The 24,193-nt window shown below is 53.0% G+C and carries 22 protein-coding genes, 1 tRNA gene and 3 rRNA genes; 21 read left to right on the top strand and 5 right to left on the bottom strand.

What is annotated here, in order from left to right; genetic code table 11:
• Positions 1–178 precede the first annotated feature (178 nt).
• From BJP35_RS16345 to BJP35_RS16280, 14 genes are all read left to right on the top strand, one after another.
• Positions 179–1,153: an MDR family oxidoreductase gene (locus BJP35_RS16345; RefSeq protein ID WP_020883505.1), complete on the top strand. Its 975-nt coding sequence runs from the start codon at positions 179–181 to the stop codon at positions 1,151–1,153.
• A 77-nt stretch (positions 1,154–1,230) separates the two neighbouring features.
• Positions 1,231–2,232: a protein-methionine-sulfoxide reductase catalytic subunit MsrP gene (gene msrP / locus BJP35_RS16340; RefSeq protein ID WP_086463430.1), complete on the top strand. Its 1,002-nt coding sequence runs from the start codon at positions 1,231–1,233 to the stop codon at positions 2,230–2,232.
• Entirely contained in the window at positions 2,233–2,832 is a 600-nt protein-coding gene (msrQ, locus tag BJP35_RS16335) for a protein-methionine-sulfoxide reductase heme-binding subunit MsrQ (RefSeq protein WP_014171864.1), read from the top strand.
• Between the two features lie 234 nt (positions 2,833–3,066).
• Complete coding sequence (gene aroQ, locus BJP35_RS16330; RefSeq protein WP_047743801.1) at positions 3,067–3,519, top strand: type II 3-dehydroquinate dehydratase; 453 nt, start codon at positions 3,067–3,069, stop codon at positions 3,517–3,519.
• Between the two features lie 21 nt (positions 3,520–3,540).
• Positions 3,541–4,002, top strand: coding sequence for an acetyl-CoA carboxylase biotin carboxyl carrier protein (gene accB / locus BJP35_RS16325; RefSeq protein ID WP_014171866.1), 462 nt, complete (start codon positions 3,541–3,543; stop codon positions 4,000–4,002).
• A 10-nt stretch (positions 4,003–4,012) separates the two neighbouring features.
• Complete coding sequence (gene accC, locus BJP35_RS16320) at positions 4,013–5,362, top strand: acetyl-CoA carboxylase biotin carboxylase subunit (protein ID WP_020883502.1); 1,350 nt, start codon at positions 4,013–4,015, stop codon at positions 5,360–5,362.
• Between the two features lie 110 nt (positions 5,363–5,472).
• On the top strand, positions 5,473–5,715 hold the full coding sequence (locus tag BJP35_RS16315) for a YhdT family protein (protein ID WP_006178860.1): 243 nt from the start codon (positions 5,473–5,475) through the stop codon (positions 5,713–5,715).
• Complete coding sequence (gene panF, locus BJP35_RS16310) at positions 5,705–7,156, top strand: sodium/pantothenate symporter (RefSeq protein ID WP_040018722.1); 1,452 nt, start codon at positions 5,705–5,707, stop codon at positions 7,154–7,156. The genes BJP35_RS16315 and panF overlap by 11 nt, the downstream gene beginning before the upstream one ends.
• 11 nt (positions 7,157–7,167) lie before the next feature.
• Positions 7,168–8,049 carry a 50S ribosomal protein L11 methyltransferase gene (prmA, locus tag BJP35_RS16305; protein WP_014171869.1) on the top strand — a complete coding sequence of 294 codons (882 nt, stop codon included), beginning with the start codon at positions 7,168–7,170 and terminating at the stop codon, positions 8,047–8,049.
• A 137-nt stretch (positions 8,050–8,186) separates the two neighbouring features.
• Positions 8,187–8,927 (top strand): carbonic anhydrase, encoded by a 741-nt coding sequence (locus BJP35_RS16300; RefSeq protein WP_040018719.1) that lies wholly within the window; start codon positions 8,187–8,189, stop codon positions 8,925–8,927.
• A 330-nt stretch (positions 8,928–9,257) separates the two neighbouring features.
• Positions 9,258–10,223 carry a tRNA dihydrouridine synthase DusB gene (gene dusB / locus BJP35_RS16295; protein WP_014171871.1) on the top strand — a complete coding sequence of 322 codons (966 nt, stop codon included), beginning with the start codon at positions 9,258–9,260 and terminating at the stop codon, positions 10,221–10,223.
• A 23-nt stretch (positions 10,224–10,246) separates the two neighbouring features.
• Positions 10,247–10,543 carry a DNA-binding transcriptional regulator Fis gene (gene fis / locus BJP35_RS16290; protein WP_000462905.1) on the top strand — a complete coding sequence of 99 codons (297 nt, stop codon included), beginning with the start codon at positions 10,247–10,249 and terminating at the stop codon, positions 10,541–10,543.
• Between the two features lie 180 nt (positions 10,544–10,723).
• Entirely contained in the window at positions 10,724–10,888 is a 165-nt protein-coding gene (locus BJP35_RS16285) for a DUF2556 family protein (protein ID WP_020883498.1), read from the top strand.
• Between the two features lie 139 nt (positions 10,889–11,027).
• Positions 11,028–13,121: a bifunctional diguanylate cyclase/phosphodiesterase gene (locus tag BJP35_RS16280; RefSeq protein WP_020883497.1), complete on the top strand. Its 2,094-nt coding sequence runs from the start codon at positions 11,028–11,030 to the stop codon at positions 13,119–13,121.
• On the opposite strand, the gene envR is transcribed toward BJP35_RS16280, so the two are convergent.
• On the bottom strand, positions 13,025–13,744 hold the full coding sequence (envR, locus tag BJP35_RS16275) for an acrEF/envCD operon transcriptional regulator (RefSeq protein WP_020883496.1): 720 nt from the start codon (positions 13,742–13,744) through the stop codon (positions 13,025–13,027). The two genes, BJP35_RS16280 and envR, sit on opposite strands and share 97 nt — an antisense overlap.
• A gap of 383 nt (positions 13,745–14,127) precedes the next feature.
• Between envR and BJP35_RS16270 the strand changes: the two genes are divergently transcribed.
• The 7 genes from BJP35_RS16270 (at position 14,128) to BJP35_RS16240 (ending at position 23,558) form a co-directional block, all read left to right on the top strand.
• Positions 14,128–15,267: an efflux RND transporter periplasmic adaptor subunit gene (locus BJP35_RS16270; protein ID WP_025202897.1), complete on the top strand. Its 1,140-nt coding sequence runs from the start codon at positions 14,128–14,130 to the stop codon at positions 15,265–15,267.
• 11 nt (positions 15,268–15,278) lie between these two features.
• Positions 15,279–18,392: an efflux RND transporter permease subunit gene (locus BJP35_RS16265; protein ID WP_032680175.1), complete on the top strand. Its 3,114-nt coding sequence runs from the start codon at positions 15,279–15,281 to the stop codon at positions 18,390–18,392.
• Between the two features lie 303 nt (positions 18,393–18,695).
• Positions 18,696–18,917 (top strand): lipoprotein, encoded by a 222-nt coding sequence (locus BJP35_RS16260; protein ID WP_008502867.1) that lies wholly within the window; start codon positions 18,696–18,698, stop codon positions 18,915–18,917.
• 487 nt (positions 18,918–19,404) lie between these two features.
• Complete coding sequence (locus BJP35_RS16255) at positions 19,405–20,430, top strand: amino acid ABC transporter substrate-binding protein (protein WP_014171877.1); 1,026 nt, start codon at positions 19,405–19,407, stop codon at positions 20,428–20,430.
• A gap of 67 nt (positions 20,431–20,497) precedes the next feature.
• A complete protein-coding gene (locus tag BJP35_RS16250) occupies positions 20,498–21,679 on the top strand; it encodes an amino acid ABC transporter permease (RefSeq protein WP_047743807.1) in 1,182 nt (393 codons plus the stop codon).
• 9 nt (positions 21,680–21,688) lie between these two features.
• Entirely contained in the window at positions 21,689–22,792 is a 1,104-nt protein-coding gene (locus BJP35_RS16245) for an amino acid ABC transporter permease (protein WP_047743809.1), read from the top strand.
• A gap of 7 nt (positions 22,793–22,799) precedes the next feature.
• Positions 22,800–23,558 (top strand): amino acid ABC transporter ATP-binding protein, encoded by a 759-nt coding sequence (locus BJP35_RS16240; protein ID WP_047743810.1) that lies wholly within the window; start codon positions 22,800–22,802, stop codon positions 23,556–23,558.
• 103 nt (positions 23,559–23,661) lie between these two features.
• Here BJP35_RS16240 and rrf (BJP35_RS16235) read toward each other — a convergent pair.
• The 4 genes from rrf (BJP35_RS16235) to BJP35_RS16220 form a co-directional block, all read right to left on the bottom strand.
• Positions 23,662–23,777: ribosomal RNA gene (rrf, locus tag BJP35_RS16235) — 5S ribosomal RNA — on the bottom strand.
• 43 nt (positions 23,778–23,820) lie between these two features.
• A tRNA-Thr gene (locus BJP35_RS16230) sits at positions 23,821–23,896 on the bottom strand.
• A 14-nt stretch (positions 23,897–23,910) separates the two neighbouring features.
• Positions 23,911–24,026 (bottom strand): 5S ribosomal RNA (rrf, locus tag BJP35_RS16225).
• A gap of 63 nt (positions 24,027–24,089) precedes the next feature.
• A 23S ribosomal RNA gene (locus tag BJP35_RS16220) occupies positions 24,090–24,193 on the bottom strand; the annotation flags it as partial.

Below are 24,193 nucleotides of genomic sequence, written 5' to 3'. Positions count from 1 at the left end.
GAGATAACTCCGTGGGTTGAGGGGGTAGCGAGTAAGCGCTAACTTGCATTTCAAATGCGGCATACTATCAAACCTGGCGTATCTGGCAATTTATTGCGTTAAATCGGCATTGCTTTTCCCTGAGGGAGTATAGTCTTCAGGAGCTATTTTCCAATCATCTGAGTCGTGAGGACCCTGTATGCAGGCTTTGATCTTAGAACAGCAGGACGGCAAAACGCTTGCCTCGGTGCAGGCCGTTGAAGAGAGCCGACTGCCGGCAGGCGAAGTGACCGTCGACATCGACTGGTCCAGTTTAAATTATAAAGATGCGCTGGCTATTACCGGGAAGGGTAAAATCATCCGAAATTTCCCTATGGTGCCAGGTATCGATTTTGCGGGCCGGGTTCATGCGAGCGAAGATCCGCGCTTCCATGCCGGCCAGCAGGTGCTGCTCACGGGCTGGGGCGTGGGTGAAAATCACTGGGGTGGGCTGGCGACACAGGCGCGCGTGAAAGGCGACTGGCTGGTGCCGATGCCACAAGGCCTGGATGGTCGTAAAGCGATGATCATCGGTACCGCAGGCTTTACCGCCATGCTGTGCGTGATGGCGCTGGAAGATGCAGGTATTCGCCCTGAATCGGGTGAGATCGTCGTGACCGGTGCCAGCGGTGGTGTGGGCAGCACGGCGGTGACATTGCTGCACAAACTGGGTTACCAGGTTGCGGCAGTTTCCGGGCGCGAGAGCACCCATGCATACTTGCGTCAGCTCGGCGCTAATCGCATCCTGAGCCGCGACGAGTTTGCCGAAACACGTCCACTGGAAAAACAGCTCTGGGCAGGTGCGGTAGATACCGTCGGTGACAAAGTGCTGGCAAAAGTGCTGGCGCAGATGAACTACGGCGGCTGCGTGGCAGCCTGTGGTCTGGCGGGTGGTTTTGCCCTGCCCACCACCGTGATGCCCTTTATTCTGCGTAACGTTCGCCTGCAGGGTGTTGATTCCGTGATGACCCCGGCGGCGCGCCGCATTGCAGCCTGGGAACGTCTGCAGCGCGATTTGCCGGACACGTTCTTTACTCAGAGCGCAACCGAAATCACGCTTAGCCAGGCGCCTGAATATGCCAGCAAGATCATGGACAACCAGTTCCACGGCCGCGCGCTGGTGAAAATTGCCTAATCTTCAAATTTTCGTGACATATTCGCGCTAATCCCTCTCCTCCGTCATGCTTAGAAAAACGCATGACGGAGGATGCCATGAAAACCCGAAAACTGACGGAAGCCGACGTAACGTCTGAATCTGTCTTTATGTTACAGCGCCGCCAGATCCTGAAAATGCTTGGCATCAGCGCCACCGCACTGACGCTTTCCCCTGCGGCTCATGCCGACCTGCTCGACTGGTTTAAAGGTAACGATCGCCCCAAAGCCCCTTCCGGCGCCCCACTCACCTTTACGAAGCCCGCGCAGTGGCAAAACACACTGACGCTCACGCCGGAAGACAAAGTGACCGGCTATAACAATTTCTACGAATTTGGTCTCGATAAGGCCGATCCTGCGGCCAACGCGGGGAGTATGAAAACCGATCCGTGGACGCTGAAAATCGACGGTGAAGTGGCAAAACCGCTGACGCTGGACCATCACGATCTCACCACCCGTTTTCCACTGGAAGAGCGTATCTACCGCATGCGCTGCGTGGAAGCCTGGTCGATGGTTGTGCCCTGGGTAGGCTTCCCGCTGCATAAACTGCTGGCGATGGTTGAACCCACCAGCAACGCAAAATATGTCTCTTTCCAGACGCGCTACGCCCCGGACGAGATGCCGGGCCAGAAAGATCGGTTTATCGGCGGTGGGGTTGCGTCTCCGTATGTCGAAGGGTTACGGCTCGACGAAGCGATGCATCCTCTTACGCTACTGACCGTCGGTGTTTACGGCAAAGCACTCCCGCCGCAGAACGGCGCGCCTGTTCGCTTAACGGTGCCGTGGAAGTATGGTTTTAAAGGGATTAAATCTATCGTCAGCATTAAGCTCACCCGCGAACATCCACCCACGACCTGGAACCTGGCGGCGCCCGACGAATATGGCTTTTTTGCCAATGTGAACCCGCACGTCGATCATCCCCGCTGGTCACAGGCCACCGAGCGATTTATCGGTTCCGGCGGCGCGCTGGATGTGAAGCGTCAGCCGACACTGCTGTTTAACGGCTACGCTGATGAAGTGGCGTCGCTTTACCGTGGCCTTAATTTACGGGAGAACTTCTGAGTGCGTTTAACGGCAAAACAGATAACCTGGCTGAAAGTGCTGTTGCACTTAGCCGGGTTGCTTCCTTTTATCTGGTTATTCTGGGCCGCCAGCCAGGGGCTTTTTAGCGCTGATCCGGCAAAGGATATCCAGCACTTTACCGGTCGGATGGCTCTGAAATTTTTACTGGCGACCTTGCTGGTGTCACCGTTAGCGCGCTACGCTAAACAGCCATTATTGATTCGCACCCGCCGGCTTTTGGGACTATGGTGTTTTGCCTGGGCGACGCTCCATTTGACCAGCTACGCCTTGCTGGAACTGGGCATTAACAACCTGGCACTGCTGGGCCGCGAACTGGTCACCCGTCCGTACCTGACGTTAGGTATCGTGAGCTGGCTGGTGTTACTGGCATTAGCACTGACATCAACGCAATATGCACAACGTACATTGGGCAGGCGCTGGCAACTGCTGCACAACTTCGTCTATCTTGTCGCGATCCTCGCCCCCATCCATTATCTGTGGTCGGTGAAGATCCTCTCCCCGCAGCCCATACTCTACGCGCTGCTGGCTGTGGCGCTTTTAGCATGGCGTTACAAGAAGTTCCGTCAGTGGTTGCGATAATTCGCGAAACTGTGCGTTTTCCCGCAGAATCCCTGTCAACCGCGAATCTTTTTCGGATAGCGGTTGATAATCTTCCCTGATAAGACCAGTATTTAGCTGCCAAATGCTACGAAATCGTTATAATGTGCGACTTTGGTTTACCCGACAGCGGTTTTAGGCCTCTGAAAAGGTGACAATCATGCTTCGAAGGTATATTTTGTTTTTTACCGGAGAATCGCAGGAGATAGCGGCACAATGGCTGATAAGTTCCATATCTTAGTTTTAAACGGACCGAACCTGAACATGCTCGGCACCCGCGAGCCAGAGAAGTACGGCTCGCTAACATTGAGTGAAATTGTTAACCGTCTGAGCACGGAAGCAACGTCGCTGAATGTGGATTTGGATCATTTTCAGTCGAACGCGGAGTACGCAATCATCGACCGTATTCATCAGGCTAAAGACACTGTGGACTATATCCTGATCAATCCGGCCGCGTTTACGCACACCAGTGTTGCTATTCGCGACGCACTGCTCGCAGTGAGTATCCCGTTTATCGAGATCCACCTGAGCAACGTGCACGCCCGAGAGCCGTTCCGCCACCATTCCTATCTATCAGATATCGCCGCTGGCGTTATTTGCGGACTGGGCACTGACGGCTATTCATACGCTTTACAGACAGCGGTAAAACGCTTGTCACAATCACACTAAACAAGAGTACGGAACCCACTCATGGATATTCGTAAGATTAAAAAACTGATCGAGCTGGTTGAAGAATCAGGCATCTCCGAACTGGAAATTTCTGAAGGCGAAGAGTCTGTACGCATCAGCCGTGCAGCCCCAGCCGCTAGCTTCCCGGTAATGCAGCAGGCTTATGCTGCGCCAGTGCAGCAGCCTGCGCTTTCCGCAGCCGTTGCACCAGCAGCTGAAGCCGCACCTGCCGCTGCAGCAGAAATCAGTGGTCACATCGTACGTTCCCCAATGGTTGGTACTTTCTACCGCACCCCGAGCCCGGACGCGAAAGCGTTCATCGAAGTGGGTCAGAAAGTCAACGCAGGCGATACCCTGTGCATCGTTGAAGCGATGAAAATGATGAACCAGATCGAAGCAGACAAATCAGGCACTGTGAAAGCGATTCTGGTCGAAAGTGGTCAGCCGGTTGAATTTGACGAGCCGCTGGTCGTCATCGAGTAACGAGGCGAACATGCTGGATAAAATTGTTATCGCCAACCGCGGCGAGATTGCACTGCGTATTCTTCGTGCCTGTAAAGAACTGGGCATCAAGACCGTCGCTGTGCACTCAAGCGCGGATCGCGATTTAAAACACGTATTGCTGGCGGATGAGACGGTCTGTATTGGCCCGGCTCCGTCCGTAAAAAGCTATCTGAACATCCCGGCTATCATCAGCGCCGCTGAAATCACCGGCGCGGTGGCAATTCATCCGGGTTATGGCTTCCTCTCTGAGAACGCCAACTTTGCTGAGCAGGTTGAGCGCTCTGGCTTTATCTTCATCGGCCCGAAAGCTGACACTATCCGCCTGATGGGCGACAAAGTGTCCGCAATCACCGCGATGAAAAAAGCCGGTGTTCCAACCGTACCGGGCTCTGACGGTCCTCTGACCGATGACATGGATGCTAACCGTGCTCATGCGAAACGCATTGGCTATCCGGTTATCATCAAGGCGTCCGGCGGCGGCGGCGGTCGCGGTATGCGCGTTGTGCGTAGCGATGCTGAACTGGCTCAGTCCATCTCCATGACCAAAGCGGAAGCGAAAGCAGCTTTCAGCAATGACATGGTGTACATGGAAAAATACCTGGAAAACCCACGCCACATCGAAATTCAGGTGCTGGCTGACGGTCAGGGTAACGCTATCTATCTGGCAGAACGTGACTGCTCCATGCAGCGTCGTCACCAGAAAGTGGTTGAAGAAGCGCCAGCACCGGGCATTACGCCGGAACTGCGTCGCTACATCGGCGAGCGTTGTGCTAAAGCCTGTGTCGATATCGGCTATCGCGGTGCGGGTACTTTCGAGTTCCTGTTCGAAAACGGCGAGTTCTACTTCATTGAGATGAACACCCGTATTCAGGTAGAACACCCGGTTACCGAAATGATTACCGGCGTTGACCTGATCAAAGAACAGCTGCGTATCGCTGCGGGTCAGCCTCTGTCCATCAAACAGGAAGAAGTTGTGGTCAAAGGCCATGCGGTGGAATGCCGTATCAACGCCGAAGACCCGAATACCTTCCTGCCAAGCCCGGGTAAAATCACGCGTTTCCACGCGCCGGGTGGCTTTGGTGTGCGTTGGGAGTCTCATATCTACGCGGGTTACACCGTACCGCCGTACTATGACTCCATGATCGGTAAGCTTATCTGCTACGGCGAAAACCGTGACGTGGCAATTGCCCGCATGAAGAACGCCCTGCAGGAGCTGATCATCGACGGTATCAAAACCAACGTTGAACTGCAGATGCGTATCATGAGCGACGAGCACTTCCAGAATGGTGGGACTAACATCCACTATCTGGAGAAAAAACTCGGTCTGCAAGAGAAGTAAGCGCGCAGTCACGCCAAAAAGGCCGGATAATCCGGCCTTTTTTTATTTCTGGGGATCGGAAAGCCCCATCATGTACAATCCCCGCTTTATTCATCCACAAGGGACAAAAAATGGACAAGCGTTTTGTTCAGGCCCATAAAGAAGCGCGATGGGCGCTGTGGCTGACCCTTCTCTATCTTGCCGCATGGTTGGTGACCGCTTACTTACCTGACTCGGCTATCGGCATTACCGGCCTGCCTCACTGGTTCGAAATGGCCTGCCTGCTGGTGCCGCTGGTCTTTATCCTGCTGTGCTGGGCAATGGTGAAATTTATCTACCGGGATATCCCGCTGGAGGATGATGATGCAGCTTGAAGTCATTCTGCCGCTGGTCGCGTATCTGGTGGTCGTGTTTGGTTTGTCCGTTTATGCAATGCGTAAGAGAACCACCGGCACTTTCCTGAATGAGTATTTCCTCGGCAGTCGCTCGATGGGCGGTGTCGTGCTGGCCATGACGCTTACCGCCACCTATATCAGCGCCAGCTCGTTTATCGGTGGCCCCGGTGCAGCCTATAAATACGGGTTAGGTTGGGTGCTGCTGGCAATGATTCAACTGCCTGCCGTCTGGCTCTCGCTGGGTATACTGGGTAAAAAGTTTGCCATTCTGGCACGCCGTTATAACGCCGTGACGCTCAACGATATGCTGTTTGCGCGCTACCAGAGCCGTCTGCTGGTGTGGCTGGCAAGCTTAAGCCTGCTGGTCGCGTTTATTGGTGCAATGACGGTGCAGTTCATCGGCGGGGCACGTCTGCTGGAAACCGCTGCAGGGATCCCCTATGAGACGGGCCTTATCATCTTTGGGGTGAGCATTGCGCTGTATACCGCGTTTGGCGGATTTCGCGCCAGCGTGCTGAACGATACGCTGCAGGGGATGGTGATGCTCGTTGGCACAATCGTTCTGCTGGTGGGAATTGTCCACGCTGCAGGTGGTCTGAGCCATGCCGTGGAAACTCTGGAAGCGATTGACCCGAAACTGATTTCCCCGCAGGGTGCGGATGATATCCTTTCGCCAACATTTATGACGTCGTTCTGGGTGCTGGTGTGCTTTGGTGTTATTGGCCTGCCGCATACCGCCGTGCGTTGTATTTCATATAAAGACAGCAAAGCCGTTCACCGGGGTATTATTATCGGGACGATCGTTGTTGCAATCCTGATGTTCGGCATGCATCTGGCGGGTGCGTTAGGACGTGCGGTGATCCCCGACCTTACGGTTCCCGATTTGGTGATCCCAACCCTGATGGTCAAAGTGCTTCCGCCTTTTGCCGCGGGGATATTCCTCGCCGCGCCAATGGCCGCCATAATGTCGACCATTAACGCCCAGCTACTGCAGAGTTCCGCTACGATCATTAAAGATCTCTATCTGAACCTGCGTCCTGAGCAGGTGCAAAATGAACGACGCCTGAAGCGTATGTCGGCGGTGATTACGCTCGTTTTAGGCGCGCTGCTGCTGTTAGCCGCATGGCGTCCGCCGGAGATGATTATCTGGCTGAACCTGCTGGCGTTTGGCGGCCTTGAAGCCGTCTTCCTGTGGCCGCTGGTATTGGGCCTCTACTGGGAGCGCGCCAACGCTGCCGGCGCCCTGAGCGGCATGATTGTCGGCGGTGTGCTGTATGCCGTGCTAGCTACATTTAAAATTCAGTACCTGGGCTTCCATCCTATTGTGCCTTCGTTACTGTTAAGTTTACTGGCGTTTGTGGTCGGGAACCGTTTCGGTCAGCCTGTCCCACAGCCCGCTACGATTTCTACTGATAAATAAAGAGTTTTGCCATGCCGTGGATCCAACTAAAACTGAATACAACCGGCGCTAACGCCGAAGAGCTAAGCGATGCGCTGATGGAAGCCGGTTCGGTCTCCATCACCTTCCAGGACACGCATGACACGCCGGTGTTTGAGCCACTGCCGGGCGAAACCCGCCTGTGGGGTGATACCGACGTTATTGGCCTGTTTGATGCAGAAACTGACATGAAAGAGGTTGTCGCGATCCTGGAAAATCATCCGCTGCTGGGTGCGGGTTTTGCACACAAAATCGAACAGCTGGAAGACAAAGACTGGGAACGCGAGTGGATGGATAACTTCCACCCAATGCAGTTCGGTAAACGTCTGTGGATCTGCCCGAGCTGGCGTGACGTTCCGGATGAAAACGCGGTAAACGTGATGCTGGATCCGGGCCTGGCATTTGGGACCGGTACTCACCCGACGACTTCTCTGTGCCTGCAGTGGCTGGACAGTCTGGATCTGGACGGCAAGACGGTGATCGACTTCGGATGCGGATCCGGGATCCTCGCTATCGCGGCGCTGAAACTGGGCGCGGCCAAAGCCATTGGGATCGATATCGATCCACAAGCTATTCAGGCCAGCCGTGATAACGCTGAGCGCAACGGCGTTTCTGACCGCCTTGAACTGTATCTGCCGGATGCGCAGCCAGAAGCCATGAAAGCCGATGTGGTGGTGGCGAACATTCTGGCCGGCCCATTACGCGAACTGGCCCCGTTAATCAGCGTGCTGCCCGTTGACGGCGGTCTGCTGGGGCTTTCCGGGATCCTGGCAAGCCAGGCTGACAGCGTTTGCGAAGCCTACGCCGATCTTTTCGCCCTCGACCCGGTGGTCGAAAAAGAAGAGTGGTGTCGTATTACGGGCCGTAAAAAGTAAGCCATTGGCGTGGTCATCTGACCACGCCTCTCTTCCTCCGATAATCCTCTCTTCCCGTGCCCTTCTCCGGTAAAATACCCACACAAATCATATTGATAACAATGGTTTGAACCACAATAATTCACCGGAAGAATACTATGACCCACTTTACTGGCAAGGCAGCGCTCTTTGCGCTGAGCATTATCTCGGCTTCAGCCTGCGCATCACACTGGAGCTACGAAGGCGAAGGCGCACCGGAACACTGGGGCGAACTGGACGAGGCTTACAAAACCTGTCAAAGCGGGATGAACCAGTCCCCCATCAACATTGAATCCACCGCGAACGCGCACCTCTCCCCGCTGCAAACGCATTACATTGATGGCCCTGTGACGCTGACGAACAACGGCCACACCATTCAGGCAAGTGAAAAGCCGGAAACCCGCGATACCCTTACCCTCGATAAGCAAACCTGGACCCTGCAACAGTTCCATTTCCACGCCCCGAGCGAAAACACCGTACATGGCAAGAAATTTGCGATGGAAATGCATCTGGTGCACAAAAACGCGGCCGGAGAGCTGGCGGTGGTGGCGGTCATGTTCGATAAAGGGGCCGCGAACCCGGAGCTGGATAAGCTGTGGAGCGTCATGCCTGAGCAGGCCGAACAGAACGTCTCGATTAAGCAAGATCTCAATCTGAACAAGCTGATTCCAAAAGATAAAACATACTGGCGCTTTAGCGGCTCGCTGACCACGCCGCCGTGCTCAGAGGGGGTAACCTGGATTGTACTGAAGCACCCGCTGACCGTCTCTGCAGAGCAGCTTGAGAAATTCTCCCATACGATGCACCACGAAAATAACCGCCCGGTACAACCCCTTCATGGTCGCGTAGTCGTCGAATAATGCGCATTTTTCGCATGCAGATCATGTTCTAAAATGCGACTCAGATCGCAAACAAGCGGGATAATCTGCTGCTAAAAACAGCAGATTATCCCGCTCAAGTGATGCATTTATTCAGAAATGATGAGAAGTTACGGGAAATTGTAAGCGGCTATAAAATAATCATTCCATCATAACTTTATGATTTAACAGGTTTATAATTTTCACCTGAAGGACAGAGCTGCGATTCCTTGATCTACAACAGTGGATTGTTCAAAGTTTGGCCTTTCATCTCGTGCAAAAAATGCGTAATATACGCCGCCTTGCAGTCACAGTATGGTCATTTCTTAACTCATGCGCATCGGACACTACCAGCTCAGAAATCGCCTGATCGCAGCCCCAATGGCAGGTATTACCGACCGGCCGTTCAGGACGCTGTGCTATGAGATGGGGGCAGGTTTAACCGTTTCCGAGATGATGTCGTCTAACCCACAAGTGTGGGAAAGCGATAAGTCCCGCCTTCGGATGGTGCACGTTGATGAACCAGGTATTCGCACCGTGCAAATTGCCGGAAGCGTGCCTGAAGAGATGGCAGATGCCGCGCGGATTAACGTGGAAAGTGGCGCCCAGATTATTGATATCAATATGGGTTGCCCGGCCAAGAAAGTGAATCGCAAGCTTGCAGGTTCAGCCCTTCTGCAATACCCCGACCAGGTGAAGTCTATCCTGACCGCGGTTGTCAGCGCAGTGGACGTTCCTGTTACGTTGAAGATTCGCACGGGTTGGTCGCCGGAACACCGTAACTGTGTAGAGATTGCCCAACTGGCCGAAGACTGTGGCATTCAGGCCCTGACCATCCATGGACGCACTCGCGCCTGTTTGTTCAATGGTGAAGCTGAATACGACAGCATTCGGGCAGTTAAGCAGAAAGTTTCCATTCCGGTTATCGCGAATGGTGACATTACTGACCCGCTTAAAGCCAGAGCTGTGCTCGACTATACGGGAGCTGATGCTCTGATGATAGGACGTGCCGCTCAGGGAAGACCCTGGATCTTTCGGGAAATCCAGCATTATCTGGACACTGGGGAGTTGCTTGCCCCACTGCCACTGGCAGAGGTAAAGCGCTTGCTTTGTTCGCATGTTCGGGAATTGCATGACTTTTATGGTCAGGCAAAAGGGTACCGAATTGCGCGTAAACACGTATCCTGGTATCTCCAGGAGCACGCTCCAAATGACCAGTTTCGGCGCACATTCAACGCCATAGAGGATGCCAGCGTACAGCTGGAGGCGTTGGAGGCATACTTCGAAAATCTTGCGTAATGAAATAAAGAGCTGACAGAACTATGTTCGAACAACGCGTAAATTCTGACGTACTGACCGTTTCTACCGTTAACTCTCAGGATCAGGTAACTCAAAAGCCCCTGCGTGACTCGGTTAAACAGGCACTGAAGAACTATTTTGCTCAACTGAACGGTCAGGATGTTAATGACCTGTATGAGCTGGTACTGGCTGAAGTTGAACAGCCACTGTTGGACATGGTGATGCAATACACCCGCGGTAACCAAACCCGCGCTGCCCTGATGATGGGTATCAACCGTGGTACACTGCGTAAGAAACTGAAAAAATACGGCATGAACTAATTTCGGTTAGCGAAATGCTTGTTTAAAAAGGCGCTACCTGGCATGGGGATGCGCCTTTTTTATTGCCCGCGCCTGTCACCGTCAAGGCTGTGTAAACCTTCGTTTATCCCCCTTTTAAACCGCAACTTTTCGTGTATATTTCCACCACCTCACTGAACCTCTTCGCCCGGAACGATACGTATGATTCGTAAATACTGGTGGCTGGTTGTATTTGCTGTCTCGGTTTTCCTCTTCGACGCGCTCCTGATGCAGTGGATTGAACTGATGAGCACTGAAGCCGATAAGTGTCGCAATATGAATTCCGTAAATCCGCTAAAATTAGTGAACTGCTCAGAACTCGACTAACCGCCTGACGTCGCTAAACTCACTGTTAAGACCCACTAAAAACGGGGATTTAAATCCCTTTGAGCCGTTACCTTACGATGATAATGTCTCGCCCTTCTCAACCGCGCCTGCGTAACTTCACACTCGAGTAGAACCGATCATGCTGGTTAGCCAATACAACCATATCCTCGTCGTCCTCTCCTTTGTTGTTGCTATCCTTGCTGCCTATACCGCGCTGAATATGGCTGCACGTGTTGCCGGGAGTCAGGGCGTGGCTGCGCGCGTCTGGCTGGCCGGCGGCGGTATTGCCATGGGGATTGGCGTGTGGGCCATGCATTTTATCGGCATGCTGGCGATGGACCTCTCCATGAGCATGCGCTACAACGCGACCCTGACGGTGCTATCCATGGTTATCGCCGTGGGCTCGTCACTGTTTGCGCTGTGGCTCGTTAGCTGTGAGCAGTTACGTTTGCGCCGTCTGCTGCCCGGTGCGTTAGTGATGGGCTGTGGCATTGTGGCGATGCATTACACCGGCATGGCGGCGCTGGAAGTCTCTCCCGGTATTATCTGGGACAAAACATGGGTGGCCATTTCGGTTGTCATTGCGCTTGCGGCTTCGCTCGCCGCATTATGGCTGACGTTCCGCTTGCGGCATGAAGCATCTCAGGTGTCGCTGATGCGTCTTGCCGCCGCCGTTACGATGGGGATCGCCATTGCCGGTATGCACTATGCCGGGATGAAAGCCGCTCAGTTCCCCATGTCGACCATGACACACCATGAAGGTATTAACGGCAGCTGGCTGGCAGTACTGGTCAGCGTCGTCGCACTCGCCATACTGGGGATCACGCTGCTGGTCTCGATGCTGGATGCCCGCCTTCAGGCACGGACCTCTCTTCTGGCCTCATCCCTTGCAGAAGCGAACCGCGAACTCGCTCAACTGGCTTTGCAGGATACGCTTACGCGTCTGCCGAACCGTGTTTTGCTGGAGGACCGACTCGATCAGGCCATCAGCAAAGCTGACCGTGAAGGCACCCATTTTGCACTGATGTTCATGGATCTCGACGGGTTTAAAACCATCAACGATGCGTACGGCCATGATGTCGGTGACAGACTGCTTGTCGCCGTGACGCAGCGCCTGCTCACGCCCCTGAAGGGTCAGTTCACCCTTGCCCGTATCGGTGGTGATGAGTTTGTTCTGCTGGCTGAAGGAGAAGGTCCGGATGATGCGGCCTCGCTGGCCAACTCGCTGGTTCGCGCTATCGATAGCCCATTCAATCTGGATCCCTATGAACTGGTGGTAACCCTTAGCATTGGTATCGCGCTCTATCCCCACGACGGTAAAACCGAACGTGAGCTGATGTTTAACGCCGATGCGGCGATGTACCACACGAAGCACATGGGACGAAACGGTTATCACTTTTTCCAGCCCTCCATGAACACCCTGGCGCAGACCCATCTCCAGTTGATGAACGATCTGTGGCTGGCTATCGATCGTAATGAACTGCGCCTGCTTTATCAGCCAAAATTCCACGCACCGGCGGGTCCTGTCCTTGGGTTCGAGGCGCTATTGCGCTGGCAACACCCGAAGCAGGGATTGCTGACGCCAGACCTGTTCCTGCCGCTGGCGGAAAAAACGGGGCTGATCATCCCGATTGGCAACTGGGTGCTTAATGAGGCCTGCCGTCAGTTGCGGGAGTGGCACCTTCAGGGGCATCAAAACTGGTCGATGGCGGTGAACCTGTCGACACTGCAGTTTGAGCAACCTTCACTGGTTAAAACGGTGCTCGACTGCCTGACGCGTCACAACGTACCGCCGGAGATGCTGATCCTTGAAGTGACGGAAACCACGGCGATGAGCAACCCGGATGAGAGTGTGCGCGTGCTGACAGAGCTGACGGACGCGGGCGTGAAAGCGTCCATTGATGATTTTGGTACCGGTTATTCCAGCCTGCTTTATCTCAAGCGCCTGCCGGCCTGTGAGTTGAAAATCGACAGAGCGTTCGTGAAAGAGTTAAGCGGTGAAAGCGAAGACGCCACCATTGTCTCAGCGATTGTGGCCCTGGCAAAAACGCTAAATCTGAAAGTCGTGGCGGAAGGGGTGGAAACCGAAGCACAGCAAACCTTTTTGACGGCGCTGGGCTGCAACACGCTTCAGGGCTATCTGTTGGGCAAACCGGTCAGTGCACAGACCATCGAAACGCTCTGCGCGCAAGGGGAAATGTTACCTGGCGCTGAGCTAAAATCATCCTCATGAGGCGACACCCGCACGACAGGAAGTGTCGCCAGAATGCTATCGACCAGCGCAGGAGCCTGCTGGTAAAGATTAAAACTGCTGTTATTCATTAACCAGTTTTTGATGATTCCGCTGAAAAAACCGTGGAAAACAATCAGGGTCAGATCAACATTTACCTGTGACGAAATGAGGTTCCGCGAAATACAGTCCTGCAACGTGGCACGTAAAGACTCATAATTAAAACCAATACGTTTTCTGATTTCACACTCTGAAATCATATCGCTATTAAATTCACACTTATGATACAAAATTTGCAAAAGAGCGCATTGCCGAGGCTCATGTGCAATATATTGCAACGCAGCAATAAATTGCTCACGAAGCATTAACAAGGGATCGCTGCCCGCAGAAAGAGAAAGTCTGTCACGAATGATGTCACGAAACGGTAATTGCTGTTCCCAGATGGCATTAAATATTTCTGATTTACTGGTAAAATGCCAATAGATGGCACCCCGTGTAACATTTGCTGCATCCGCGATATCCGTCAGCGTCGTGTTCGCCACGCCCCGCGTCGCAAACTGCCCGATAGCCGCTTCAATCAGCTGCTGACGGGTTTGTTGAGCCTCTTCTTTCTTTTTACGCGCCATAGACGACTACTCGTTACTCACAAGGTTTATATTTACACGGGTCAGGTACACGAAAGTATTCACTACTTTGCGTTTTAATTTTGCACAAAAAAAGTCAAATCGCTTAATTAATAATTCAGACAAATGCATAGATATAATTAAATTCATGAGATGAATAATTCAACCACGTTAAATGCCATTTATCTGATTAACCAGCCAGAAGTATATCCCCGCTAACACCAGGGTTGATTCTGATTTTTGGCTTAAGGCCTGTTCATTCGCACTTATAAATTAAAAAACATTAATTACCCTCATTATTATACGCCCTACATTTTATTTTTATCCCTCTGCCCTGCTACCGATTCACGGCAAATATCGGTTCATGGGTTTTTAAAGGAACAGTAATGACGAATTATTTCAGACGTTTGCCCTTATCCGGTTTTATTGTCTGCGCGGTACTGCTCACTGGATGCGATGGTCAGGAAAACCAACCACCACATCCGCAGGCGCCTCAGGTCAGCGTGCATATAGTGAAAAGCGCCCCTCTGGCTGTCACCACCGAACTCCCGGGCAGAACAGATGCCTTTCGCGTTGCGGAGGTTCGTCCTCAGGTGAGCGGCATCATATTGCGTCGTAACTTCACAGAGGGAAGTGATGTAAAAGCCGGCGAGTCACTTTATCAGATCGATCCTGCCACCTATCAGGCCGCGTATGACAACGCGAAAGGTGAACTCGCGAAGGCCCAGGCGGCGGCTAACATTGCGCACCTGACGGTAAAACGCTATCTCACGCTGGTTGGCACGCAGTATGTCAGCAAGCAGGAATACGACCAGGCCGTGGCGACAGCGCAGCAAGCAGATGCCAGCGTCGTTGCCGCACAGGCAGGCGTTGAAAGCGCGCGCATTAATCTTGCCTATACCAAAGTGACGTCTCCCGTCGAGGGTCGCATCGGTAAATCCAGCGTCACCGAAGGCGCGCTGGTGACCAACGGGCAAGCCGCAGCCCTGGCAACGGTTCAGCAGCTTGATCCGATGTATGTCGACGTCACCCAGTCCAGCAGTGATTTTATGCGTCTGAAGCAGACGAGCCTGCAAAAAGGAGAGGCCACCAGCACCGTTGAGCTGGTGATGGAGAATGGTCAGCCCTACCCGTTGAAAGGTACGCTGCAGTTCTCGGATGTCACGGTCGACGAAAGTACCGGCTCTATCACCTTGCGCGCGATTTTCCCAAACCCACAGCACCTGCTGTTGCCTGGCATGTTTGTCCGGGCCCGCATTGATGAAGGTACACAGCCTGATGCGATTCTGGTCCCACAACAAGGCGTGACCCGCACGCCGCGCGGTGATGCATCCGTTCTGGTGGTTAACGATAAAAACCAGGTTGAGTCACGTACCGTCGTTGCCCCTCAGGCGATTGGCGATCGCTGGCTGGTGACGGAAGGGCTGAAAAATGGCGACCGCGTCATTGTCAGCGGCTTACAAAAAGTCAGACCGGGCGCTACCGTCGTCGCGACGCCTGATACCACCACGACTCCAGCCGGTTAAGGGACGACGACATGGCTAATTTCTTTATCCAACGGCCGGTTTTCGCCTGGGTGCTTGCCATCATTTTGATGATTGCAGGCGGGCTGGCCATTCTCAAACTGCCCATCGCGCAGTATCCGACCATTGCCCCTCCCGCCGTGGCTATCACCGCAACGTATCCGGGTGCTGATGCGCAAACGGTGCAGGATACCGTAACGCAGGTTATCGAACAGAACATGAACGGTATCGATAACCTGATGTATATGTCATCCACCAGCGATTCCGCAGGTAATGTCACCATCACGCTGACCTTCCAATCTGGAACAGACCCGGACATTGCGCAGGTACAGGTGCAGAACAAACTGCAGCTCGCCATGCCGCTGCTCCCCCAAGAGGTCCAGCAGCAAGGGATCGGTGTTGAGAAGTCCAGCAGCAGCTTCCTGCTGGTCGCAGGCTTTGTCTCCGATAACAAAGACCTCACGCAGGATGACATCTCTGACTATGTCGCGTCTAACGTGAAAGATGCCATTAGCCGCACCACGGGAGTTGGTGATGTGCAGCTGTTTGGTGCCCAGTATGCGATGCGCATCTGGCTCGACAGCAACGCGATGAACAAATACCAGCTGACGCCACTGGATGTGATTAATCAGCTGAAAACGCAGAACGACCAGATAGCGGCCGGCCAGTTAGGCGGAACGCCGTCAGTACCGGGGCAGCAGTTGAACGCCTCGATCATTGCACAAACGCGTCTGAAATCTCCGGAAGAGTTTGGCCGCGTGACGCTCAAGGTGAACCAGGACGGATCCATGGTTCATCTGAAAGATGTGGCCCGCATTGAGCTGGGTGGCGAAAACTACAATATGGTCACCAAAATCAACGGGCAAGCGGCAACCGGCCTGGGGATTAAGCTGGCTACCGGTGCAAACGCACTGGACACGGCCGCCGCCATCAAGAGCAAACTGGCCCAGCTCCAGCAGTTCTTCCCGCAGGGGCTGAAGGTTGTCTACCCCTATGACACCACGCCTTTTGTGAAGATCTCTATCCACGAAGTGGTGAAAACGCTGTTCGAAGCGATCATTCTCGTCTTCCTGGTGATGTATCTTTTCCTGCAAAACCTGCGGGCGACGCTTATCCCGACAATTGCGGTGCCGGTCGTGCTGTTGGGTACGTTTGCGATTCTGGCGGCGTTCGGTTTCTCCATCAACACCCTGACCATGTTCGGTATGGTGCTGGCGATTGGCCTGCTGGTTGATGACGCCATCGTGGTGGTTGAGAACGTCGAACGCGTCATGGTTGAGGACAAGCTGCCGCCAAAAGAGGCGACGCAGAAGTCGATGGGGCAGATACAGGGCGCACTGGTGGGTATCGCCATGGTGCTCTCGGCGGTCTTTATCCCCATGGCCTTTTTTGGCGGTTCAACGGGAGCCATCTATCGTCAGTTCTCGCTGACCATTGTCTCGGCTATGGCGCTGTCAGTGCTGGTCGCTCTGATTCTGACACCGGCACTGTGCGCCACCTTGCTTAAGCCCGTTTCCAGCGATCACCACGAAAAGAAAGGTGGCTTCTTCGGCTGGTTTAATGCGCTCTTTGACCGGAGCGTGGAGCATTACAGCAACAGCGTAAGCGGCATTTTGCGTAAGACCGGGCGCTATCTGGTGGTATACGTCATCATCGTCGGTGGTATGGCTGTACTGTTCCTGCGCTTACCCACCTCCTTCCTGCCCGAAGAGGATCAGGGGGTATTTATGACTATGGTCCAGCTCCCCGCCGGAGCCACCCAGATGCGTACCCAGCAGGTGCTTGACCAGGTTCAAAATTATTATCTCAACAACGAGAAGGCTAACGTTGAATCGGTGTTTACCGTGAACGGCTTTAGCTTTAGTGGTCAGGGTCAGAACTCCGGTATTGCATTTGTTAGCCTGAAGCCCTGGGAAGCGCGTCCCGGAGCAGAAAATAGCGTTGAGGCGATCGTAAGGCGTGCGACAAAGGCCTTCAGTCAGATTAAAGATGGTCTCGTGTTCCCGTTTAACCTGCCTGCGATTATCGAGCTGGGTACCGCAACGGGCTTTGACTTTGAGTTGATTGATCAAGCTAACCTGGGGCATACCCAACTGACCCAGGCGCGTAATCAACTGCTCGGCATGGTGAAAGCGCACCCCGATCTGCTGGTTCGCGTTCGTCCTAACGGTCTGGAAGATACCCCACAGTTCAAACTGGATGTCGACCAGGAGAAGGCACAGGCGCTGGGCGTCAGCCTCTCTGACGTCAACCAGACGATCTCGACGGCATTGGGGGGAACCTATGTGAACGACTTTATCGATCATGGACGCGTGAAAAAAGTGTACGTCCAGGCCGACGCTCACTTCCGTATGTTGCCAGGGGACATCAACAACCTCTACGTGCGCAGCGCGAACGGAGAAATGGTGCCGTTCTCCTCCTTTAGCAGCTCGCACTGGGTGTATGGCTCGCCTCGCCTGGAGCGCTACAACGGAATGCCTTCGATGGAGATCCTCGGTGAGTCCGCGCCGGGTAAAAGTACCGGTGAGGCGATGGCCTTGATGGAGAACCTCGCCGCAAAACTGCCTTCCGGTATCGGCCATGACTGGACGGGAATGTCTTATCAGGAACGACTGTCTGGTAACCAGGCACCTGCCCTGTACGCCATTTCATTGATAGTGGTGTTCCTGTGCCTGGCTGCGCTTTATGAAAGCTGGTCTATTCCCTTCTCGGTCATGCTGGTTGTGCCGCTGGGTGTCACGGGCGCGCTTCTCGCCGCATCGATTCGCGGGTTAAATAATGATGTCTATTTCCAGGTCGGCCTGCTGACAACGATTGGTCTGTCGGCGAAAAACGCCATCCTGATCGTCGAGTTTGCTAAGGACCTGATGGATAAAGAAGGTAAAGGGATCATTGAAGCCACACTGGAAGCATCCAGAATGCGCCTTCGACCGATCCTGATGACGTCGCTGGCCTTTATCCTTGGCGTGATGCCACTGGTCATCAGCAGAGGAGCCGGGAGCGGCGCGCAAAATGCTGTCGGGACAGGTGTTATGGGAGGGATGCTTTCCGCAACGCTTCTGGCCATTTTCTTCGTGCCCGTCTTCTTTGTGGTTGTCCGGCGCCGGTTTACGAAACATAAAGAATAATGTTTCTCAAAAAAGGCACCTCAGGTGCCTTTTTTATTTTTAGCATAAACAATGAATTAGATATGTCATACTCACAGCATTAATAGTTAACCATTTGCATTAAGTAAAAACGCCGCGTTACGTCTTCATATTTTCTCCATTAATTCATCCTGACAGCGACTTTTCTCCACGATTTTTACAAACAACATAATTTGAGATTATTCCCCGTGCAACGTTGCCTTATCCCGGTGGTAAAATAGTCTCCAGTTCGTTAATAGCCCTCCTGGCTGTATAGCGAATGAGAAATAATACTGAGGTAACATCATGAAAAGATTCATTTCCGTTGCACTACTCGCTGCGCTGCTTGCTGGATGCGCGCACGACTCTCCATGTGTACCGGTATACGACGATCAAGGCCGACTGGTTCATACCAATACCTGTATGAAAGGCACCACTCAGGACAACTGGGAAACAGCAGGTGCTATCGCCGGTGGTGCTGCCGCAGTGGCAGGTTTGACGCTGGGTATCGTTGCTCTGACGAAGTAACATCAGAACGTATCATGTGTGTAGAAAGCGCGGCTCTGTCCGCGCTTTTGCTTTTAAAGAGTGCAGCGTTTTCAGATAAGTAAAAAAATAGCCCTGTCTTTACCCACCTTGTTTATTTCATCCTGCGGACAGTCACATATTTTTAATGCACAACGTTAAATTACATATTCTATCGTGATGATTTTCACATATTAATTATATTTAATACCCTGCCAATATTCACCCCAGAAACTATCTCTTCTTTTTAAGGTATAGCCGCTGAAAGTTTTGCTCCGATTTGTGGCACAGGTTGTAATTTCGCACCGTTTCGGGGCGCTCTCTTTATTTAACCCTGTCTACACTCAGCATTATGCGTTCACTGGTCACTTATTTTGTTGAGCGCAAAACCTGGCATTACGTTTGCTTTATAAACGTTGGCCAAAGCCACAGACAGGTAAAGCGTTTAAAACGCCTCTATAACGATAAATTTCGCCACACAGGATGCATTATGAAAAAGACGATGATAGCCAGCCTGGCCGCCGCGGGCATGTTGTTTGCTGTAGCCGGTCAGGCCCATGCGGGTACGACACTGGATGCCGTTAAAAAGAAAGGGTTTGTTCAATGTGGGATCAGTGACGGTTTACCTGGCTTCTCTTATGCCGATGCAAACGGCAAATTTACCGGTATTGATGTTGATGTCTGCCGCGGTGTTGCCGCCGCCGTTTTCGGTGACGACAGTAAAGTAAAATATACCCCGCTGACGGCGAAAGAACGTTTTACTGCATTACAGTCTGGCGAAGTTGACATGCTTTCCCGTAATACCACCTGGACCTCCTCCCGTGATGCAGGCATGGGAATGGCATTTACTGGCGTGACCTATTATGACGGTATCGGTTTCCTGACCCACAATAAAGCGGGCCTGAAAAGCGCCAAAGAGCTGGATGGCGCGACCGTTTGTATCCAGGCCGGTACCGATACCGAGCTGAACGTCGCGGATTATTTCAAAGCAAATAACATGAAATATACCCCTGTGACATTCGATCGCTCCGATGAATCGGCCAAAGCGCTGGAATCCGGTCGTTGCGACACGCTGGCTTCTGACCAGTCACAGCTGTACGCCTTGCGTATTAAGCTGAGCAACCCGGCGGAGTGGATTGTCCTGCCTGAAGTGATCTCCAAGGAGCCTCTTGGACCGGTTGTGCGTCGTGGCGATGAAGACTGGTTCTCCATTGTTCGCTGGACGCTGTTTGCCATGCTGAATGCTGAAGAGATGGGCATCAACTCGAAAAACGTCGACGAGAAAGCCGCTAAACCGTCCACGCCGGATATGGCTCATCTGCTGGGAACAGAGGGCGATTTCGGGAAGGATCTGAAGCTGGATAACAAGTGGGCTTACAACATCATCAAACAGGTGGGTAACTACGCTGAGATCTTTGAGCGCAACGTGGGATCGGAAAGCCCTCTGAAGATCAAACGCGGCCAGAACAATCTCTGGAACAACGGCGGTATTCAGTACGCGCCACCAGTACGTTAAGTCATTGCTGTAACGGGCACTGTTAAGGCAGTGCCCGCCCCAGAGTCATGGTTACCGAGGTTTCTTTATGTCCCATCGCCGCTCAGCCGTAAAAGGATCGCTATCCTTTTCTCATCCCGCGGTCCGCGCCTGGCTATTCCAGGTTATTGCGATTATTGCGGTTGTTCTTATCGCCGTGTATCTCATCCATAACACTATAACCAACCTGAATAATCGCGGTATTACCTCCGGCTTTGCTTTTCTGGATCGCAGCGCGGGGTTTGGCATTGTTCAACACCTTATTGATTATCAGGAAGGCGACACGTATGGACGCGTGTTCGTGGTCGGTTTACTGAATACGCTGCTGGTCTCTGCACTTTGTATTGTTTTTGCCTCCATACTGGGCTTATTTATTGGTCTGGCACGTTTGTCCGAAAACTGGCTGCTGCGCAAACTGTCTACTTTTTATATTGAGACGTTCCGTAATATCCCGCCGCTGCTGCAGATCTTTTTCTGGTATTTTGCCGTGCTGCGCAACCTGCCGGGGCCACGTCAGGCTATTGATGCTCTTGATCTGTTTTTCCTGAGTAATCGCGGGTTGTATATTCCTTCTCCGCAGTCGGGTGAAGGGTTGTATGCCTTCATTGCCGCCCTTGTAATAGCGCTTGCTCTCTCAGCCGCCATGTTCCGCTATAACCGCAAGCATCAGTTCAAAACCGGGCAGCTTCGTAAAACCTGGCCAACCGCCGCCATCCTTATCATTGGCCTGCCACTTCTGACACACTGGCTGTTTGGGGCCGCCCTTCACTGGGATATTCCGCAGCTGCGTGGCTTTAACTTCCAGGGCGGAATGGTTTTAATTCCTGAGCTGGCAGCACTGACGCTGGCGCTTTCGATTTATACCTCTGCATTTATCGCCGAGATTATTCGTGCGGGGATCCAGGCCGTTCCTTACGGACAACACGAGGCGGCACGCTCGCTGGGATTACCCCATACGGTGACGCTTCGTCAGGTCATTATTCCGCAAGCGTTACGGGTCATCATTCCGCCGCTGACCAGTCAATACCTCAATATTGTCAAAAACTCATCGCTGGCGGCCGCCATTGGTTACCCCGATATGGTGTCGCTGTTTGCCGGAACCGTGCTTAACCAGACCGGACAGGCCATTGAAACTATTGCCATCACAATGTCTGTTTATCTGATCATCAGCCTGGTGATTTCGTTGCTGATGAACCTTTATAACCGTCGTATAGCACTGGTCGAGCGCTAAGGATCTATGATGACAAAAGCGATACTGTCGCACTCCTCGCGCCCTGCCAGTTCGACAGGCGGCCGTTTTATTCTCTGGGCGCGTAAGAATCTGTTCTCCAGCTGGAGTAACAGCCTGCTGACAATTGTATGTTTGTGGCTTATGTGGGAATTAATTCCACCGCTGCTGAACTGGGCTTTTTTACAGGCTAACTGGTCGGGATCCACTCGCGCAGACTGTACAAAAGCAGGGGCCTGCTGGGTGTTTATCCATGAGCGTTTTGGCCAGTTCATGTATGGATTGTATCCGCATGAACAGCGCTGGCGGATTAATCTGGCACTGGCCATCGGGCTGCTCTCCATCGCCGTAATGTTCTGGAAAAAACTGCCTCATCGGGGGCGTTATATTGCCTGTTGGGCAGTGGTGTATCCCATTATTGTTTGGGTGCTGTTGTATGGCGGCTTCCTGGGGCTGGAACGTGTTGAAACACGTCAGTGGGGTGGGTTAACGCTGACGCTGATTATCGCGTCCGTTGGGATAGCCGGCGCACTGCCATGGGGTATTTTGCTCGCGCTTGGGCGGCGCTCAAAAATGCCTGTCGTACGTGTGCTTTCCGTTATTTTCATTGAATTCTGGCGTGGCGTACCGCTTATCACCGTTCTGTTTATGTCTTCGGTCATGTTGCCGCTGTTTATGGCAGAAGGGACAACGATAGACAAACTGATCCGTGCCCTGGTCGGGGTCATCCTTTTCCAGTCCGCTTACGTTGCGGAAGTGGTGCGTGGGGGCCTGCAGGCTCTGCCTAAAGGTCAGTACGAAGCGGCGGAATCACTGGCGCTTGGCTACTGGAAAACGCAGGGACTGGTGATATTGCCACAAGCACTCAAGCTGGTTATCCCGGGCCTGGTCAATACCATCATTGCCCTCTTCAAAGATACCAGCCTGGTGATCATCATCGGGCTGTTCGATCTCTTTAGCAGCGTGCAACAGGCGACCGTTGACCCTGCCTGGCTGGGTATGTCCACCGAGGGATATGTCTTTGCTGCTCTGATCTACTGGATCTTTTGTTTTAGCATGTCGCGCTATAGCCAGCATCTGGAAAAGCGCTTTAACACCGGGCGTACACCGCACTGAGGAAATTATGAGCCAGATTACTATGACACCTGCCGACGCGATGATTACGCTGGAAAACGTGAATAAATGGTACGGGCAGTTTCATGTTTTGAAAGACATTAACCTCAAGGTTAAGCAGGGAGAACGGATCGTTCTTTGTGGCCCTTCCGGGTCCGGAAAATCCACGACCATTCGCTGTATTAACCACCTTGAAGAACATCAGCAGGGGCGTATTGTTGTTGATGGCATCGAGCTGAATGAAGATATTCGTAACATCGAACGGGTGCGCCAGGAAGTGGGAATGGTGTTCCAGCACTTTAACCTGTTTCCCCATCTGACCGTTCTGCAGAACTGTACGCTTGCGCCAATTTGGGTACGAAAGATGCCTAAAAAGGAGGCTGAAGCACTGGCGATGCACTACCTGGAACGGGTACGAATCGCAGAGCACGCCAATAAATTTCCCGGCCAGATATCAGGCGGTCAGCAGCAGCGCGTGGCTATCGCCCGTTCGCTCTGTATGAAACCGAAAATTATGCTTTTTGATGAACCGACATCCGCCCTGGATCCGGAAATGGTGAAAGAGGTACTGGATACCATGATTGGACTGGCGCAGTCCGGGATGACCATGCTGTGTGTGACGCACGAAATGGGGTTTGCCAGAACCGTGGCCGATCGGGTGATCTTTATGGATCGTGGGGAAATCGTTGAGCAGGCACCGCCGGATGAGTTCTTCGCACAACCTAAATCTGAACGTACGCGGGCTTTCCTGTCACAAGTGATCCATTAAGCGTGTCTTAGCCCGGTGGCGTTTCGCTTACCGGGTCTGACTTTTTCCGGGAAACATAACGCAAAAAGGCCATCCTTTCGGATGGCCTCTTCACTTGTTTGATGTCTGGCAGTTCCCTACTCTCACATGGGGAGACCCCACACTACCATCGGCGCTACGGCGTTTCACTTCTGAGTTCGGCATGGGGTCAGGTGGGACCACCGCGCTAAAGCCGCCAGACAAATTCTTTTACTTCTTGCCGAACTTTAACCTAAGTATAAAGTGGTGCTGATACCCAGAGTCGAACTGGGGACCTCACCCTTACCAAGGGTGCGCTCTACCAACTGAGCCATATCAGCACGCTAAATTTGATGCCTGGCAGTTCCCTACTCTCGCATGGGGAGACCCCACACTACCATCGGCGCTACGGCGTTTCACTTCTGAGTTCGGCATGGGGTCAGGTGGGACCACCGCGCTAAAGCCGCCAGGCAAATTCTGTAATCTGTATCAGCTGAAAATCGTCTCTCATCGCCAAAACACCTTCGGCGTTGTAAGGTTAAGCCTCACGGTTCATTAGTATCGGTTAGCTCAACGCATCGCTGCGCTTACACACCCGACCTATCAACGTCGTAGTCTTCAACGTTCCTTCAGGAGAC

Origin of the sequence: Enterobacter sp. J49 (genome assembly GCF_002148625.1) — a bacterium.
GTDB classification, from domain to species: Bacteria; Pseudomonadota; Gammaproteobacteria; order Enterobacterales; family Enterobacteriaceae; genus Enterobacter; species Enterobacter ludwigii.
Note: the sequence above shows the minus strand (reverse complement) of the source record. Positions and strands in the feature narration are given on the sequence as shown.

Bases quoted from the DNA above. Each gene is read 5' to 3' on its own strand.
- BJP35_RS16270 (WP_025202897.1), top strand. From the start codon at position 14,128: ATGACGAATTATTTCAGACGTTTGCCCTTATCCGGTTTTATTGTCTGC.
- BJP35_RS16345 (WP_020883505.1), top strand. From the start codon at position 179: ATGCAGGCTTTGATCTTAGAACAGCAGGACGGCAAAACGCTTGCCTCG.
- prmA (WP_014171869.1), top strand. From the start codon at position 7,168: ATGCCGTGGATCCAACTAAAACTGAATACAACCGGCGCTAACGCCGAA.
- accB (WP_014171866.1), top strand. From the start codon at position 3,541: ATGGATATTCGTAAGATTAAAAAACTGATCGAGCTGGTTGAAGAATCA.
- BJP35_RS16255 (WP_014171877.1), top strand. From the start codon at position 19,405: ATGAAAAAGACGATGATAGCCAGCCTGGCCGCCGCGGGCATGTTGTTT.
- dusB (WP_014171871.1), top strand. From the start codon at position 9,258: ATGCGCATCGGACACTACCAGCTCAGAAATCGCCTGATCGCAGCCCCA.
- msrP (WP_086463430.1), top strand. From the start codon at position 1,231: ATGAAAACCCGAAAACTGACGGAAGCCGACGTAACGTCTGAATCTGTC.
- BJP35_RS16240 (WP_047743810.1), top strand. From the start codon at position 22,800: ATGAGCCAGATTACTATGACACCTGCCGACGCGATGATTACGCTGGAA.
- fis (WP_000462905.1), top strand. From the start codon at position 10,247: ATGTTCGAACAACGCGTAAATTCTGACGTACTGACCGTTTCTACCGTT.
- panF (WP_040018722.1), top strand. From the start codon at position 5,705: ATGCAGCTTGAAGTCATTCTGCCGCTGGTCGCGTATCTGGTGGTCGTG.
- BJP35_RS16315 (WP_006178860.1), top strand. From the start codon at position 5,473: ATGGACAAGCGTTTTGTTCAGGCCCATAAAGAAGCGCGATGGGCGCTG.
- BJP35_RS16280 (WP_020883497.1), top strand. From the start codon at position 11,028: ATGCTGGTTAGCCAATACAACCATATCCTCGTCGTCCTCTCCTTTGTT.
- envR (WP_020883496.1), bottom strand. From the start codon at position 13,744: ATGGCGCGTAAAAAGAAAGAAGAGGCTCAACAAACCCGTCAGCAGCTG.
- BJP35_RS16300 (WP_040018719.1), top strand. From the start codon at position 8,187: ATGACCCACTTTACTGGCAAGGCAGCGCTCTTTGCGCTGAGCATTATC.
- BJP35_RS16265 (WP_032680175.1), top strand. From the start codon at position 15,279: ATGGCTAATTTCTTTATCCAACGGCCGGTTTTCGCCTGGGTGCTTGCC.
- BJP35_RS16285 (WP_020883498.1), top strand. From the start codon at position 10,724: ATGATTCGTAAATACTGGTGGCTGGTTGTATTTGCTGTCTCGGTTTTC.
- BJP35_RS16260 (WP_008502867.1), top strand. From the start codon at position 18,696: ATGAAAAGATTCATTTCCGTTGCACTACTCGCTGCGCTGCTTGCTGGA.
- accC (WP_020883502.1), top strand. From the start codon at position 4,013: ATGCTGGATAAAATTGTTATCGCCAACCGCGGCGAGATTGCACTGCGT.
- BJP35_RS16250 (WP_047743807.1), top strand. From the start codon at position 20,498: ATGTCCCATCGCCGCTCAGCCGTAAAAGGATCGCTATCCTTTTCTCAT.
- BJP35_RS16245 (WP_047743809.1), top strand. From the start codon at position 21,689: ATGACAAAAGCGATACTGTCGCACTCCTCGCGCCCTGCCAGTTCGACA.
- aroQ (WP_047743801.1), top strand. From the start codon at position 3,067: ATGGCTGATAAGTTCCATATCTTAGTTTTAAACGGACCGAACCTGAAC.